This window comes from Kordiimonas aquimaris (assembly GCF_025574485.1).
Classification (GTDB): domain Bacteria; phylum Pseudomonadota; class Alphaproteobacteria; order Sphingomonadales; family Kordiimonadaceae; genus Kordiimonas; species Kordiimonas aquimaris.
In genome coordinates this window covers 529,033-545,370 of sequence record NZ_JAOBPO010000003.1, presented here as the reverse complement: position 1 = coordinate 545,370, position 16,338 = coordinate 529,033, and the positions used below count along the sequence as shown (strand labels likewise).

The following is a 16,338-nucleotide window of genomic DNA, read 5'->3' as shown; positions in this document are numbered from 1 at the left end:
AGGAATGATGTAAATGACTACTTTCGACAGTCGCGAAAAAGCATTTGAGAACAAGTTTGCACATGATGAAGAAATGATCTTCAAGGCACGTGCGCGCCGTAACCGTTTGTTTGGCGAATGGTTGGCGGGTCTATTAGGCCTGAGCGGTGACGCTGTTAAAGAATATGCAGGTTCGGTTGTTGCTGCTGACCTTGAAGAAGAAGGCGACGGCGATGTGATTCGTAAAGTTGTGGCAGATGTTGAGGCGAAAGGTCTGGATATGACAGCTTCAGCACTAGAGGCAAAACTTGTATCATTTATGCCGGTCGCTAAAGAACAGATTATGTCTGAGGTCAAATAAACCAGCTTTTACTGTTTAAGTAGAACAAACAAAAAACGGAGCTAATCAGGCTCCGTTTTTTTTGTTTGTATGTAACCGTTAAACTTTTTTTGCGGTTAAGCCTCGGCGTCTTTGCCTGCGCGCAATTACTGCAAGCGCTGGCAGCAAAATCAAAAGTGATTCAGGCTCGGGGACTGGTGTAACCACCGCCTCGTTAATAGTGAGTGTGGCGTAATTCTTACCATTGTTAAGCTCAGTATTGTAAGTTACCGCATCACCAAAGTTTGTTGCTGAATCTGACCAGAAGTTACCGAGAATACCACCAAGTGTCAGCTCAGAACTGTTGCGTGCAGCCAAGTACAGTCCGATTGTGTATGTGCCAACGGTATTGAAGAAAGAGCCAGCGCCAGTTGTTATTGAGAGTAGTTCATTTGTGTTAACGTTACCAAAGTTCTCGTTACCTATGGAAACATTTCCGGTTAGCCATTGGCCAACGTTGGTCGTGTTGTTACGTACATACCAATTGACACTTAAGTTTGATGTATCGCTTATGTCGCAAAGTGCATATGATTCTGATGGAACACCAGCTCTATGAACATCCGAGCCGCATGCGTTGAGGGTGATGTTATCGCCAAGTTCAACGGGAGCGTATGAACCCGCATCAGCTTCTACATCCCAATATCGAGAATATGTTGCATTTGCGCTAAATGAGATGATCAGGCTTAATGAAGCTGCCTTAATAACAGTGTCTATAATTTTCACAATACACTCTTCTTGTATAAAGTATTACTGCAGCACAAATAGTTGAACTACAGAATTTGAATTTATTTTAGACCACCATTAAGAGAGCTTTTAATTTACATTTGTTAATAAATCAATAAAAACATTGATGGTAAAAGCTACAATATTGATTGCATATAATGCTTTAGGCAGGCTCATCAGCTTTGTTTTGAAAAAGAAAATTCTGGAATTATTATGAAACAGCGTTCGTTTAGAATCTTTTCGATAGCAGTGATTGCTGTTTCTCTCGTTGCTTGCAGCGGCGATAACGAGGCTGCAGAGAAGGCGAAACTCTATGAATCATACACAATGAATGACCTGAGGGCCTTCAAGGAAACAGGCGATCTAAGTCAGGCGATTGACGCAATTAATTATTATAGAGATCAAGATACCGCAACCAACGAGCACCTCTTTCTGCTTGCAGAACTTTATGTTGCTGCCGGCGACGGTATAGCGGCTGAGACGTTGGTTGAGCGATTGCGTGTCAGGGGTATGAGTGATGAAGATACAGCTGTCCTGTTAGCGCAATCAGTGATGCTGCAAAATCGGTTTGAAGATGCTGATCTCGCTCTATCTGTAGCCAAAATTCCCGTTGATCAATCATTTGAGGCATTTTTGTTGCGCGGTGACGTCGCGCGTTCAACTGAAAATTACGCAAAAGCAGAAGCGTTCTACGAGCTGGCTATTGAAGTAGATCCAACGGATTTTCGCGGCCATGCAGCAATTGCGCTGTTGGCTATTCAGTTAGCTGATCTTAATAAGGCGGAAAAGTATGCGACTGCTGCAGCAGAGCGTATTCAGGACGATTCGATAGTAAGTTATGTTCAAGGTATGATTGCGCGCTATTCTGGGGATTTGGATGCTGCGAATTCTCATTTTACCCGCGCGTTGGAGTTAAATGACACAAATATGTTAGCGCGCATTGAAATTGTAGGGGTTCATTTACTGCAAGATAATTTCGAGGCTGCTCAAGCTCAGCTTGATATTATCTATACACGTTCGCCGAACAATGCGATGGCCAATTATTACACAGCTTTAACTCTTATAACTGAAGGAAAAGTCGACGAAGCTGAAGATATATTGTTGCGTACGGAAGACTTTACCCGGGCGTACCCGCCGGCAACACGAGTTTACGGTCTGGCAAATTATGAATTGAAAGATTTTCCTACAGCAATTGCACTTCTTAAACAGGCAATTAGGTTCTATCCTAACGATGATAATACTCGATTGGCTTTGGCGGATAGTTTAAATCAACGCGGCCAATTCACGCAGGCATTGGAGGTGCTCAAGCTTTATACAGATAATACTGTAAATATTCAGGGGCTGACGTATGCTGCTGTGTCGGCTTTGGGTCAGAGCGATGTCAGCGCTGCTCGCAAGTATTTGGAAGGCGCACTCAGCCTCGCGGAACAAGAGCCTGAGCTGGACCTTGCACGTATCGAAGATATAAAAAGGCGCTACGCTTCAGCTTTGTATCTAGACGGTGATGTTGACAAGGCAACCTCGCTCTTAACTACTATATCTGAGGCAAACCCTGATGTGTCTATACTTTCGCACAAAGCAAATATGTTAATGGCGTCTGGAGACTTCACTGCTGCGGAGCAAACAGCGAAGCAAATATTGTCCGTTCAGCCGGGGCACCCCGCAGGTGCCAGCATTGTTGGTGCAGTTCGGCATAGGCAGGAGCGTTATGAAGAAGCTATTGCCTCTTATACACAAGCTTTGGAGGCTAATCCTTCATATCAATCGGCCTTAAAAAACAGAGCATTAACATATATAACTATCCGTGATTTTGAAAAAGCCCTTGCAGATATTGAGATTGTGATTAAGTCCGCGTCCAATGATGCTCAACTTATCGCTATGCATGGGCGGGCTTTGCTGGAAACAGGTGATGCAGAGTTAGCATCGGAGCAGCTTCAACGTGCAGTAACTCTTATGCCAAATGTTGCCATTGTTGCAGCTGATTATGCCGAGGCACTTGCAGAAACAGGTTATTATTCATCAGCATTGACACAAGCGCGCAGGGCACGCACGCTTGCACCTAATAATAACGAGTTTGTAGCATACCTCGAAGAAAAGAGCGCAGCTTGGGAGCAGGCGAAATCAGAGGTTGAGGCAAGTGAGTTAGTCGCGCGGCAGGAAGAGTTCGCGAAGATCGATGCTGAACGCGCAGAAGAGCGAGAACTCCGTGAAGCATTGAAAGCTGATTCGATCACCAGTGAAGATAGCGAAGATGAAAATGCTAAAGTTTTGGCCGAGTTGCGCGCTCTTGCAGAGGCCAATCGTAAAGCTGATGAAGAAGACCGTTTGGCTCGGGAAGCGCAGCTTGCCGAAGAAGCCCGTATCCAAGCAGAGGCTGGCGCGAGTGAGGTGACTACATCAGAAGAGCAATTGGCAGCAGAAGCTGCAAAACAGGCGCAACTTCAAGCTGAGCGTGAGCGTATTCATGCGCGTAACCGTATGTTCGGGGAGTGGTTGGCGAGCGAGCTAGCACTTAATGACGCCGAAGCTCAATCGTACATTCAAGAAGTTATCGATGCGGATGATAGTGAGCCTGGAAATACTGATATTGTTCGCAAAGCGCTGCTTGACCTTGAGAGGGCCGGAAAAGGTATGACGATACAGGCGATTGAGAAAAAGTTGATGGAATTTGATGCTGTTGCGCAAAGTCATAATAGAGATGAGTAACATATCGTCATGTTTAAAGTTTCATTGTCAGAGCTTCAGTCTTCTCAGCTGCGACTTCATATTTTGTAGACGCGGTATGTATATGCAGGTTTAATAGGCTTAAGTTTCGCTTAATTATATCGGTATAATGTTAAAAAATAAGACAGCATTAGTACCTTCAACCAAGTAAAGGATATTAGATGGAATACCGTATTGAGAAGAATGACACTGATATCAGGGTCTTGTTTAGTGGCGGTATCACTTTCTCGGAAAATGTCAGTTTTCGTCAGGTTTTGAAAGAACTTTCTGAAAATGATGTCAGCACGTGTGTGTTTGACCTGGAAGGTGTTGATATGGTTGATTCAGCTGGATTGGGAATGTTCTTAATTGCGAAAGAACAAGCAGATACTGCTGGGTGGAAACTGTCCGTTACTGGCGCACAAGGGCATGTTGCCAGCATGCTAAAACTTACCAAGTTGTCTGATTTGTTGTCTAGCTGATTTCATTTGTCCAAAACCAGCGATGACAGGATGACACTGCGATGAATTCTGATGATACGATGACCGTTCCTGGCCGAAGTGATGCCTTGCCTGACGGCGTTAAAGATGCGCATATCTTGATCGTTGACGATATGGCATTGATGCGGAAAATGATCGGAATGTCATTGGAACGCAGTGGCTTTGAAAATCTTACATATGCCGAAGACGGTGACGATGCTTTAAATAAAATTTCTGAGAATATCCCAGACCTTGTCATATTGGATATCAATATGCCCAACGTGTCTGGTTATGATGTTTGCAAGAAACTAAGAGCGGACCCTAAAACGGCATCTCTGCCAATACTTGTTCAATCAGCATCAGAAACACCGGAAGAAAGAGTGGAAGTTTTTGCAGTTGGGGCAACTGACTTTGTATCTAAACCGATTAATCAGCCAGAATTGCTTGCCCGGGTATGTATGCATTTGGAAAATCGTTTTCTAATCAGAAATTTGAGCGATTTTCAGACGCGCATGCAAGATGAACTAAAAATGGCGCGTGAAATGCAACACTCTCTTTTGCCCGGCGACGGCGTGGTAAAAACTGTTGAGGTGCGGTCACAGTCTGTAATTGAGGCGTTTTATAAAGCATCTTTTGAACTTGGCGGTGATTTATGGGGTACATGGCCTATTGCAGATGAAAAAGTGGGTGTCTTTGTTTTGGATGTGTCTGGCCACGGTGTTGGTGCGGCACTGAATACATTTAGTTTGCATGCAACAATGGCACGCTTTGAAGACAAAAAACATGATCCAGCCGCTTTTTTGTCTGCAGTTAATCAGACAATGGCTAACACCATGAAAACCGGTAAGTTTGCCACAATGTTTTACGCCGTTTTAGACTGTCAGACACACGACTTGGTTTATGCTGGTGCTGGCGCCCCCCAGCCGTTCATCTTTGGGGCTAATGGCTTGCGTAAGTTAGATAGTAGCGGTTTGCCTGTTGGTATTGTGCGTTCTGCTACTTATGAGAATTTAGAAGATAGGTTTGAACCGGGAGAGAGCCTGTTTTGCTATTCAGATGTCTTGATTGAAGCAGACAGGCCTGATGGCAGTATGTTGGGGGAAGAGGGGCTCGAGCAAAAAATGATTGAATTGCTTGATACAGGTGACCGAAATAGCATTGTAAAACGCTTTCTTGACGAATTCTACGAGACGCAAAAAGAGCACCTGCCCGATGATTTAACAGCAATAGCGCTGCATCGTGCTGCTGAGGCGGGCTTGCCATGACATCGCAGATTATTCGCTCAAATGTACCTGTTGCTGTTGTTCTCGATTCTGAACAGAGCAATTCATACAACGTATTTACAGAACTAGATTCGAATGAACTGACGGTTGTACAAGCAAAATCCCTGAGCTGCTTGACGGAATATTCATCAAAGCCAGAACACAAGCTGTCAGCTATAATTATTGATGCGACAGTAGGGCTCGAGACGCTCGAAGAAGCGGTGTCGAATGTAAACGCGCGTTTTATTGAAGATGGTGGCCCGGTTATAATTTTAACTGACGGAGAACCAGAAGCACACGATCCAATCATCAATATTAATAACTCTAAAGTAATAGATAGTAATCTTGGCGAGCGTGCACTACGTCGTTTTATTGCTGAAGAAATTGAACGTTATTCAATCGTGAGTGCGCTTAGAAGCGAAATTGAAAAGCGTACATCGGCTATCGGCCAAATTGTGCAAGGCATTTTCCAGTTTAAAACACGTAGAGAGGCGCAAAATCTGGCAACAATGTTGTCTTTAACTTGCAATGAACCTATGCCCGTTGCCATTGGCCTTACGGAATTGTTTGTGAATGCGATTGAACATGGGTGCCTGGAGATCGGCCATGATGAAAAAGGCCAACTACTGGAAACAGGCCAGCTTGCAGAGGAAATTTCTCGCCGACAAAAGTTGAAGCAATTCTCTGACAAGGTAGCTACGGTTGACTTTAAACGTGATGAAAAATCATTGTTTTTTGTTGTTCGCGATCCAGGCCCTGGTTTTGACCATGAAACTTATATGAGCGCAAGCCATGGGCACGAAAAGAAACACGGGCGCGGTATCGTGATGGCTAAAGGTTGTTTTTCTTCACTGAGCTATCATGGATGCGGCAATGAGGTACGTGCGGTTCACACATGTTCATTAGCCGATAGCTAACGCTGAATACCTTCAAAGGCATCGGCGTGTTCCTTGAAAACATCAGTCAGGAAATCATACATAGCGCGTATACGTGCACTGCGTTTTAGTTCAGCGTGGGTAACAAGCCAGATGTCTGAACTAAAGACCACCACATCACCGAATAAACGCACAAGATTACTATCTTGATCTGCCATGATGCAGGAATAGGCACCAATGCCATACCCTTCACGAACTGCAGATGCCAATGTGATAAGGCTGTTGGACCTGAAGGCTATCTGGCCGCGCGGGTGCATTGGGCGCTTCACATACTTGTTGGTGTAAGCGAGAATCTCATCATGAGGCAAAATAAATGAATGATCGCTGACCTCGTCCAGGGTTTCTGGCATGCCGTGTTTTTCAATATATTGTTTGCTGGCATAATATCCATAAGTCATTGTGCCGACACGTTTTGCGATAAGGTCGTTTTGTACTGGTCGGAACATTCGAATGGCAATATCAGCTTCACGGCGCAGCAGGTCAGAAGCATTGTTTTCAACTTTAAACTCCACTGTAATGCCGGGAAATTGTTCTCTGAATGGGCGTGTTTGATGAACAAGCCAATCGGCTCCCAAAATAGCAATGCATGATATAACGACACTGCCGCGCAAACTGCTGTCATGGCCAGTCAGTAAGCGTTCAATAGAATAGACATCATCACGCATGTGGGTAGCGTAGCTTATCATGCGTTCGCCAATGCTGGTCATTTCTAACCCAGTGCGCGTTCGCATAAACAGGTCAGAGCCGACATCTTCTTCCAGTGCAGTTAAGCGTCGTGAGAGCGTTGGCTGACTAACGCCGAGTTTGCGTGCAGCCGCTGAAAGGCTGCCTTCTTCTGCCATCGCAAGGAAATACTTTAGATCATCCCAATTAATCATACCGTCTTCTATCATCAGTCAACCATGTATTCATAAATGTATACTAAAGATGCATTAAAATGCAATTAACATGTAAAAAAGAATTACCAAATTAAGGTTGTCGGCGCTGAAACCCCGAAGAAACTAGGCGAGACCGGCATGACCGAATTGAAATACGATGCGAGAGGAAATGATTATGTTCCGTTATGTAAAAACTTTAACAATAGCGATTGGCACAATGGTAGCCTTATCATCAGTGAGCCATGCGCAAGTCATATACGGTGCGCAGGATAGCAACTTGACGCGCGCCATGAGTGCAATGAAGGCAGGCGAATTTGAAAGCGCGGCAACCTATTATAGGCGCGCTGTTAGAACGGATCTTGGTGCTGCAAGACTGGTGCCTGCACTTAACAATTTATGTGCTGTTGAATACGCAATTGGTAACTATAGCAAAGCAGAAAAAGCATGCTCTGAAGCGATTGGTGAGAACCGTCATTATTGGCGAGCATATGTCAACCGCGGTAACGCGCGTGTGGCGCTTGGCAATGATGAGGCTGCGCATAAGGACTTTCTAAAGGCGGTTAAATTTAAACCCGGAGCCAGCATTGCCAAAAATGCATTGGCACAATTTGAAAGTAAACAGGCAACGTTACTTGCATCTGCACCGTAAAGCGAGCTCTCCCCATTAACGCTTTACGTGGACCGCGCCCATATATGGGCGCGGTTTTCTTGTATGAAAAAATGAACGTAAAACTAAATCTATTTGGTAATTACACGACAGGTGTTTGTTTTACAGATTCTTATTACTGCGAACCAGCTCTCGTATGATACCGCGCGCTGGGTGTAAGCGGGCCATTAAATCTGTTGGCAATGGTAGAGGGTCATCAGTAATCATTGCGGCAATATATTCGCCGAGAATTGGCGCATATTGAAAACCTTTAGAGCCTAGGCCCGCAAGCATATAAAGGCCTGCATGCAATTTTACATCGCGGTGTAATCTATTTTTTGCATCTAATGTTAACGGCTGACAAACTTCAATTAAATCACCCCATTGCGGGATAGGGCCGGCAAATGGAAGATGATCAAAAACTGTTGCCCGCAGCCCGGTCCATGAATTTGCTACATCTGTGTTTTTGATGCGAATACCGGTGTTGTCATATAAATTTTGCAGAATTTCCTGGCGTTTGTGCATCGTTGATGGCGGTGGTGCATTTGGAATAGCTTCCAGTCGTTCGTATGTGGAGCCAATGCCGCGGAAGCTGTTTTCATCATCAGAAGGCAGTGGTGCTGTCAGGTAACCATCAAAGGATATTGCCATTTGAGATGCCAACGATGCGCTGTTATTTGCAACAATTTCCATTTGACCTGCGTTAGCGCGCAACTCTGGATGTCGTTTACCGTAAACGCCTTCCAGATTTGACTGCTTTAAAATATTATGGCTATCGAGGCCCGCTGCCAACACTACAGTATCAGCTTCTATGATCAGGTTATTGCTTGGGTCCAGTAGTTGCCACCCGCCATTAGAGTGTTGTATTTTTTGAATAGGATGGGTTTCTATCCGTAAGTCTTCCGACAGCTTCGGTATAATAGCTCTGGGGTTTAGCGAGTGCCCTTTGGGTAAAACAATATGCTCGCCGTCTAATGCCATCCAGTTGTCAGGCCATTGATATAATGCGGCAATTTTTTTCAAACGGGCTTTGTCTTCAAGCGTTTTTGCAACAAACCTTATGCCTTGAACAGAATGTTTCTCGTCAATGTATGCAGCGTGCTGTGCGGCAAAAGCAAATGCCATTGAGTAAAAGCGTTGTTCAGGCGATGCCCCCATAATAAATTTGGGGGCTAAAATGGCGGCAGGTAGTTTTTCTGAAGTGTTGCCTGACGCAGGGTCTTTAAATAGCAAGACATCTACACCACGTTTTTTCAATGCATGCGCAACCATTAAACCACCAATGCCGGCCCCAATAATGGCAACAGTTTTATGGTTGGAGGGCTCATACCTTGCCCACTGAGGCACGGACGGGGGTATCTGTGTTTGTTTGCTGTCAGGGCTTTTATACTTTCCAACAAGCCGCTCACGCTTGCGGCCAAATCCTGGCGTTTTTTGAATAGAAAAGCCGTTTGCTATTAAGCCTCTGCGAACAAACCCTGCTGCAGTAAATGTGGCAACTGTCGCATGCGGTTTTGAAAGTCGCGCCATTTGCTTGAAAAGCTCGTCAGTCCACATATTCGGATTTTTAGCGGGTGCGAAGCCGTCCAAATACCATGCATCAACCTTGGCGCTTAGCTTCGAAAATACATCTGTTGCATCACCAAACAACAAAAGCAGTGTGATTGTGCCATTTTCAAATGAAATCGAATGTATTCCTGAGCTAGGCGGCGGCCATTTGGCACAGAGCGTTTCTGAAAATTCCGCAAGTTCTGGAAAGGCAGAGTGTGCTTTCTTGAGGTCGGAAACAGACAAAGGGTATGCCTCAGCTGAAATGAATGTCATGCGAGGTTTGTCATTATCCGAGAGCCATGCTTGCCATGTAGCAAGAAAATTAAGGCCAGTGCCAAAGCCTGTTTCCCCGATCACTACATGATCACTGTTGCGAAAAAGCTCTTGTATATGAGCGCCTTGATAAAAGACGTATCTACTTTCGGCCAATCCACCATCAAGCGAATAATAGGGATCATCGAATTTTGATGATACGGGAACGCCTTCGCGCCATATCAACTGATTGGATTTTTTTTCCATCATAAACGCGGCACTTATGTCTAAAAATAAAGAAAACTGAAAGGTTTATAGGTCATACTCAAGTAATTAGACCACGATAAAGCATAGTCTAGAGTATTAATGTACAATGATGCACGTAGATAATCTTAAAAACATTGAGCAAGAGGCTCGGGCTGAAATTGCCAAGAAAGTTGGCAAGATACTAACGTTGTCTGATGATCAAACAGAAAAAAAGGCAGCACTTGAACTTGCAAAAATTTTGGCTGAAGATGTTGCGATATCGGTGCGTGAAGCCCTGTCTCAGGAGCTAAAACATTGTCAGTTTTTACCTAAAGATATCCTTGTTATGGTCGCCAAAGACATCGAAGAGGTATCTATGCCTTTTTTGATAGCGTCAGAAGCTGTAACCGATGATTTTCTGGAAGAAATTGTTCGTACTTGCAATGAACAACAACAGGAGTCTATTGCGCAAAGGCAAGGTATTTCAGAGGCAGTTGCTTTTGCAATAGCAGATGTTGGTAGCCATTCTGCTATTACTGTGTTGGCTGATAATGAAACTGCGGATTTATCTTCCCGCAGCTATAATCGGGTTGTTAAACGTTTCCCTGAAGATGTGAGCCTTATGGAAAAATTGGTCTCACGTGCTGATTTGCCAGCGGATATGGTTGAGAAATTGATTTTCAAGGTCTCGCATCAGTACGGAGAGATGCTGTGCTCCCGTTTCGGTTTGTCACAGGATTATGCGACATATTTGGCTTCTCTTGCCAAGCGACAGGTATTCTCAAAAATGCTTGAGTTGGCACCGCAAACCGAGATTTACAATTACCTTAAACAATTAAATAAAACGCGAGGGCTCGATTCTGATTTGTTATTGGCATACCTGCAAAATAACAATTTACGCCTGTTTACGTCAGCTATTTCAGTGCTGCTGGCCAAACCATATGATACCATAGACGCGTTGATCAGCAAACGTGACAAAACTGTTGTCGCGCGCTTGTTGGACGCTGCTGGGTTCTCAAAATCAGTGATTGGTGTTCTATTGATATCCTATGAACGCCTTAAGGTTTGAATGTTTTGTCTCATTTTGAGGCATGTCTCAAAATATAACAATTGAACTGTTTCATAATCGAGCGCTGAATCAGAGCGTGATTTCTAATGTACTGTTTAATATAGATTATTTTTCTGGCATAGGTGTTGCGATATCGTAGAGGTAATGACGCCTTGCCTGAGGCTGATTGCATTGAATAAGTTGTTATTTTGCCTGAGTAATGCTTTTTCAAACAAACGGTGGGTGGGCTTTGTCCATCCACCGTTTTCTTTTGATGCCTTGCTAATAAGTATCACGCAGATTAGCGTGATGCTTTATTACTTGGATTAGTGTTTTGATTTACGATTCATCTTTTTTCCGCGCTTTAATGTATTTTCTGAGTTTGCTGATCCTGCGAATTGGCGGCTGGCGTGTGGTTGGCGAGCTGCCGCAAAATAAAAAGTATGTTGCGATTGCTGCCCCCCACACCAGTAATTGGGACTTCCCGTTATTTATGGCGCTTGTGGGATACAAAAAGATGCGGATCAGGTTTCTTGGTAAGCATACTCTTTTTAAGGGTTTCTTTGGTCGGTTGTTTTACTGGTTAGGCGGCATACCAGTGAATCGTTCCAGCCCGCTTGCAGGTGACGTCATTGAGCAGGCAATTCATGTTTTTAAAGAAGCGGATGAACTCATTTTAGGGATCGCCCCTGAAGGAACGCGCTCTAATGTATCCAAATGGAAATCAGGTTTCTACCGAATTGCTGTTGCTGCGGATGTGCCGATTGCACAGGCTTATATTGACACTCGGAGAAAGGAAATCGGGTTTGGTCCCATGTTTATACCGACCGGTGATCTGGAAAAAGACCTTGCTGCTATTCGTCAGTTCTATAGTGATAAAATAGGCATTCGGCCTGCAAGAAACCAGTAATCAATCGGAAAACAGTACACGCGGGTTCATAATATTTTTAGGGTCCAGTGCATGTTTAATTGCACGCATTGCTGCCAGGTTCGCAGATGGCTTTGTTCTTGATAATTCATCTTTTTTCAGAATACCGATACCGTGTTCTGCTGAAATAGAGCCGCCAAATTCGATCACTACATCATGTACTAATCTATTCATGTCTTCCCAATGACTGAGGAAATCAGCTTTTGCCTGATTTGCTGGTTGCATAACGTTGAAGTGTAAATTGCCATCTCCCATGTGACCGAATGGCGTTACGCGTGCATCTGGATATTTTGCGTGAATGGCGTTGGTTGCCGCTTCAATGAATTTCGGGATTGTTGAAACCGGCACTGAAATATCGTGTTTTATACTACCGCCTTCATGTTTTTGAGCTTCAGACAGGCTCTCGCGTGTATGCCAAAATAGCTCGCGCTGTTGCTCGGATAGAGCAATGGCACCGTCAACGATAAGATTTTGCTCCAATGCTGCTTCAAGCAGAGTTTGTACCTTGATATTGATATCACTAGCTGCATCACTGGATGCACATTCAAGTAAAACATACCAAGGGTAAATGTCGCTGATGGGATCACGAAGGTCGGGTATGTGATTGAACGCAAAATCAAGGGCAGGGCGACACATCAGCTCAAATACGGATACCTGGTCTCCTGTGATGTCACGCGCCATTGAGAGTAACTTTAGTGCTGAATTGGCGTCGGGTAACGCGAGCCAAGCTGTTGAACGTTTCTTTTCAGATGGATAAAGCTTGAAACAAACCTTGGTAATGATACCAAGCGTACCTTCAGCGCCAATCATCAGCTGCGCCAACGCATAACCTGTGTTGTCTTTACGAAGAGGCGTCAATGCATCAATAATGCTACCATCTGGTAATACAGCTTCAACGCCTAAAACCAATGCCCGCGTTGTGCCGTACCGAATGACATGAACACCGCCTGCGTTTGTTGAGGCAACACCGCCGGCAGTGCAGCTTCCTTCTGACGCTAAAGACAATGGAAACAGCCTGTCCGAGGCGATGGCGGCCTCATGTATCATGCTGACCGTACAGCCAGCATCAACTGTGACGGAGTAATCTTCGGCATTCACATTATGTACGGATGTCATGCGCCTTAAGTTGATAAGTATTTCATCTGCGCCGTTTATGCCGGGTGTGCTGCCGCCTACAAGACCAGTATTTCCCCCCTGAGGAACAACTGTGATTTGATGTGTGCTGCAATACTTGATGATTGCGGCAACTTCATCCGTCGTTTTTGGGGATAACATGAGTTGAGTTTTGCCAATAAACTTGTCGCGCCATTCAGTTACAAATGGTTCAAGGTCATGTTTTTCTGTTGTTGAGCCATTCGCGTCGACAAGGGCTTTTAAGGCTATGATATGGTGATCCGCAATCATGTGCTGGACTCATCTCTAGGTGCGGATGCACGTTTCAAACGATCATTGATGGCAATACCAATGCCTGAATTGGGAATTGAAGCCAGTGCAATTGATCCTTCGGTGTGTTTGTCTGCTGAGCGCAGGTGTTGAAAAAGATTATGTGCTGCCTCAGCAAGATCACCGTTTGGGCTTAGATTGAGATCTCCAGTGGTATCGCCAAAACCAATAAAAAAGTGTTCGCCGGTATTTTCCTGATTCAATAACACAGCTGCGTTGGGTGCATAATGGCTTTGTAGTTGACCAGGAGCGACAATCTGAGTGCCTTCATAGTCTCTGACAGGAACGCTTGTGGCATGAACAATGTCGTCAGCGGTTACCATACCAGGGCGTAATAACTTAATCTGATTATCATGTACGGCCACAATAGTTGATTCTATACCCACCTTTGTGGCGCCGCCGTCAATAATCAGCGGTATCTTGCCATCAAAATCATTCAATACATCCTGCGCGGTGGTGGGTGACAGTTTACCTGATATATTTGCGCTCGGTGCCGCAATCGGACGATCCAGTTTGCTTATAATTTCACGTGTGGTGTTCGCAGCAGGGCATCTTACAGCTAATGTTTCAAGCCCGGCAGACACTGTTGGCGCAATTCCGTTCTCAGGAATTTGAGGTAATACAATAGTTAAGGGACCAGGCCAGAAACTATCCATAAGTAGTTTTGCCAGTGGCGTAACGCGCACATAACGCTGTGCCATTGCGTTATTCGAGACATGACAAATCAAAGGGTTATGGCTGGGGCGACCTTTCGCATGGTATATTTTCTTTACTGCGACATCATTCAATGCATCAGCGGCAAGGCCATATACAGTCTCAGTTGGCAGCGCGACAAGTTCGCTATCGAATATTTTCTCGACAGCGCGATCAATCGCTCCATTTTCTGTCTCGTGAATGAGCGTCGTTATAATACCTGCGCCGTTCGTCACGTGTTTGAACCCTATTTAAACCGCTTGAGACTAATAATTATACTACAGCCTTCGCTTATATACACAGCGGACCGTAAAGTGAAAGTCTCGCGTTAAAGTAAGATAGAAAACCAAGCAGGCAACCTATAGATGCTTGATGAACAATGAATTGAGTAAACGATGAGTTATTACCGCGCTCCTTTGGAAGAGATCAATTTCGCACTCGAAACTATGGCTGGAAAGAGCCAGTGGGCTTCTATGCCCGGCTTTGACGAGGCCGGAGAAGATCTGGTTCAGGCTGTTTTGGAAGAGGCCGGAAAGCTGGCTAATGATGTGATTGCGCCAACAAACCAAATTGGCGATGCGGAAGGCGCTGTTCTAACAGCAGGTGAAGTCAAGACACCAGATGCTTTCAAGCCTATGCATGCTGCATTTGTAGAGGGTGGCTGGCCTACACTTAGCGCACATCCTGATCTTGGCGGGCAGGGCTTGCCTGCTTCGCTTGAAATTGCGGTTACCGAGATGGTGACATCAGCGAACATGGCCTACAGCTTACAACCATTGCTCACAAGCGGCGCTATAGCTGCCATCAACGCTCATGCTGATGATGATTTGCGTATGCGATATTTACCGAAAATGATTTCTGGCGAATGGTCAGGAGCAATGAACCTGACAGAACCGTCGGCTGGATCTGATGTTGGTGCATTGCGCGCCAAAGCTGAAAAACGGGCTGATGGTACGTATAAGATAACAGGTCAAAAGATATATATTACATGGGGTGAGCATGATTTATGTGAAAACATCATTCATCTTGTGCTTGCCCGATTGCCTGGTGCGCCAGCCGGAACAAAAGGCATATCAATGTTTATCGTGCCGAAATTTCTGGTTAATGAGGACGGCAGCCTTGGTGGTCGAAACGACGTAAAATGTACGAGTATCGAACATAAGCTTGGCATTCACGCTAGCCCCACGTGTGTCATGGCGTTCGGAGAAGAAGGTAATTGCATTGGATACCTTGTGGGCGAAGAAAACGCTGGTATGCGCAACATGTTCACAATGATGAACCACGCGCGCATTGGTGTTGGATTGCAGGGCGTTTCTATTGCTGAACGAGCGTATCAGCATGCTGTGTTGTTCGCGCAAGACCGGGTTCAATCAGCAGCGATTAGTTCCAAAACTAATGAGCCAGTAGCGATTATTGAACACCCCGATGTACGCCGGATGTTGCTGACAATGCGCGCAACAGCAGAAGCTGCACGCGCTATTATATATAGAAATGTCTGGGCGAGTGATCGTGCTCATGCAGCGATAGATAGTGAGGAACGTGCAAATGCGTTGGGAGAAGCGGATTTGCTTACGCCTATTTCAAAAGCATACTCAACTGATATCGGTGTTGAGGCTGCATCGCTTGCCATTCAAGTGCATGGTGGAATGGGTTTTGTCGAAGAAACAGGTGTAGCGCAGTATTACCGGGATATCCGCATCGCGCCAATTTACGAGGGAACTAACGGTATTCAGGCGTTAGATCTGGTTGGACGCAAGCTGAACATGGATGGTGGTAAACACTGGCGTGCTTTAATTGCTGAGATGCGTGATTTTACTACAAATCTTAGTGGGAAAATGGCGGTATTCCAGCAAGCGCTCAATGAAGGTGTCGATGCATTGGAGAAAGCGGCAAATACGTTACAAGAAAATGGCTTTGACCGTGTTGTTGATACAGCTGCTGCCGCAACGCCCTACCTTCGATTATTCGGTACGGTTGTTGGTGGATACCTTCTTGCACAACAGGCCGTTGAGGCTGAGCATAGATTGAGCAGCGATATAGGCAATCCACGTTTTCTTAACGGGAAGATCACAACAGCAAAATTCTTCATTGAACAGTTGCTACCACCAGCAACTGCATTACTATCTCCAGTTAAAGCTGGTGCGGCATCTATCGCCGCTATGAGCGCAGAAGATTTTAGTCGCGAGCTTTGAA

General features: G+C 45.1%; 14 protein-coding genes. 9 read left to right on the top strand and 5 right to left on the bottom strand.

Going from position 1 to position 16,338, the window contains the following annotated elements; translation table 11 throughout:
* The first annotated feature begins 13 nt into the window (after positions 1-13).
* Positions 14-340 (top strand): DUF1476 domain-containing protein, encoded by a 327-nt coding sequence (locus OEU88_RS12275; RefSeq protein ID WP_262695470.1) that lies wholly within the window; start codon positions 14-16, stop codon positions 338-340.
* 78 nt (positions 341-418) lie between these two features.
* On the opposite strand, the gene OEU88_RS12270 is transcribed toward OEU88_RS12275, so the two are convergent.
* Positions 419-1,081: a hypothetical protein gene (locus tag OEU88_RS12270; protein WP_262695469.1), complete on the bottom strand. Its 663-nt coding sequence runs from the start codon at positions 1,079-1,081 to the stop codon at positions 419-421.
* A gap of 213 nt (positions 1,082-1,294) precedes the next feature.
* On the opposite strand from OEU88_RS12270, the gene OEU88_RS12265 reads away from it, so the two are divergent.
* From OEU88_RS12265 to OEU88_RS12250, 4 genes are all read left to right on the top strand, one after another.
* Positions 1,295-3,787 (top strand): ATPase inhibitor subunit zeta, encoded by a 2,493-nt coding sequence (locus OEU88_RS12265; RefSeq protein WP_262695468.1) that lies wholly within the window; start codon positions 1,295-1,297, stop codon positions 3,785-3,787.
* Positions 3,788-3,966: 179 nt separating this feature from the next.
* A complete protein-coding gene (locus OEU88_RS12260) occupies positions 3,967-4,266 on the top strand; it encodes an STAS domain-containing protein (protein WP_262695467.1) in 300 nt (99 codons plus the stop codon).
* 41 nt (positions 4,267-4,307) lie between these two features.
* Positions 4,308-5,528 (top strand): PP2C family protein-serine/threonine phosphatase, encoded by a 1,221-nt coding sequence (locus OEU88_RS12255; RefSeq protein ID WP_262695465.1) that lies wholly within the window; start codon positions 4,308-4,310, stop codon positions 5,526-5,528.
* Entirely contained in the window at positions 5,525-6,442 is a 918-nt protein-coding gene (locus OEU88_RS12250) for an ATP-binding protein (RefSeq protein ID WP_262695464.1), read from the top strand. The genes OEU88_RS12255 and OEU88_RS12250 overlap by 4 nt, the downstream gene beginning before the upstream one ends.
* On the opposite strand, the gene OEU88_RS12245 is transcribed toward OEU88_RS12250, so the two are convergent.
* Positions 6,439-7,338: a LysR family transcriptional regulator gene (locus OEU88_RS12245; RefSeq protein ID WP_262695463.1), complete on the bottom strand. Its 900-nt coding sequence runs from the start codon at positions 7,336-7,338 to the stop codon at positions 6,439-6,441. The two genes, OEU88_RS12250 and OEU88_RS12245, sit on opposite strands and share 4 nt — an antisense overlap.
* A gap of 175 nt (positions 7,339-7,513) precedes the next feature.
* Here OEU88_RS12245 and OEU88_RS12240 point away from each other — a divergent pair, with 175 nt between their 5' ends.
* Positions 7,514-7,987, top strand: a complete 474-nt coding sequence (locus tag OEU88_RS12240) for a tetratricopeptide repeat protein (protein ID WP_262695462.1) — start codon at positions 7,514-7,516, stop codon at positions 7,985-7,987.
* Positions 7,988-8,107: 120 nt separating this feature from the next.
* On the opposite strand, the gene mnmD is transcribed toward OEU88_RS12240, so the two are convergent.
* Complete coding sequence (gene mnmD, locus OEU88_RS12235) at positions 8,108-10,057, bottom strand: tRNA (5-methylaminomethyl-2-thiouridine)(34)-methyltransferase MnmD (protein WP_262695461.1); 1,950 nt, start codon at positions 10,055-10,057, stop codon at positions 8,108-8,110.
* 103 nt (positions 10,058-10,160) lie between these two features.
* Between mnmD and OEU88_RS12230 the strand changes: the two genes are divergently transcribed.
* Positions 10,161-11,102 carry a DUF2336 domain-containing protein gene (locus tag OEU88_RS12230; RefSeq protein ID WP_262695460.1) on the top strand — a complete coding sequence of 314 codons (942 nt, stop codon included), beginning with the start codon at positions 10,161-10,163 and terminating at the stop codon, positions 11,100-11,102.
* Between the two features lie 313 nt (positions 11,103-11,415).
* Positions 11,416-11,991, top strand: a complete 576-nt coding sequence (locus OEU88_RS12225) for a lysophospholipid acyltransferase family protein (protein WP_262695459.1) — start codon at positions 11,416-11,418, stop codon at positions 11,989-11,991.
* Here OEU88_RS12225 and OEU88_RS12220 read toward each other — a convergent pair whose 3' ends face one another.
* On the bottom strand, positions 11,992-13,413 hold the full coding sequence (locus OEU88_RS12220; RefSeq protein WP_262695458.1) for an FAD-binding oxidoreductase: 1,422 nt from the start codon (positions 13,411-13,413) through the stop codon (positions 11,992-11,994).
* Positions 13,410-14,381: an L-threonylcarbamoyladenylate synthase gene (locus OEU88_RS12215; protein WP_262695457.1), complete on the bottom strand. Its 972-nt coding sequence runs from the start codon at positions 14,379-14,381 to the stop codon at positions 13,410-13,412. The genes OEU88_RS12220 and OEU88_RS12215 overlap by 4 nt, the downstream gene beginning before the upstream one ends.
* A 159-nt stretch (positions 14,382-14,540) precedes the next feature.
* Between OEU88_RS12215 and OEU88_RS12210 the strand changes: the two genes are divergently transcribed.
* Positions 14,541-16,337, top strand: coding sequence for an acyl-CoA dehydrogenase (locus OEU88_RS12210; RefSeq protein WP_262695456.1), 1,797 nt, complete (start codon positions 14,541-14,543; stop codon positions 16,335-16,337).
* The last annotated feature ends 1 nt before the right edge of the window (position 16,338 follow it).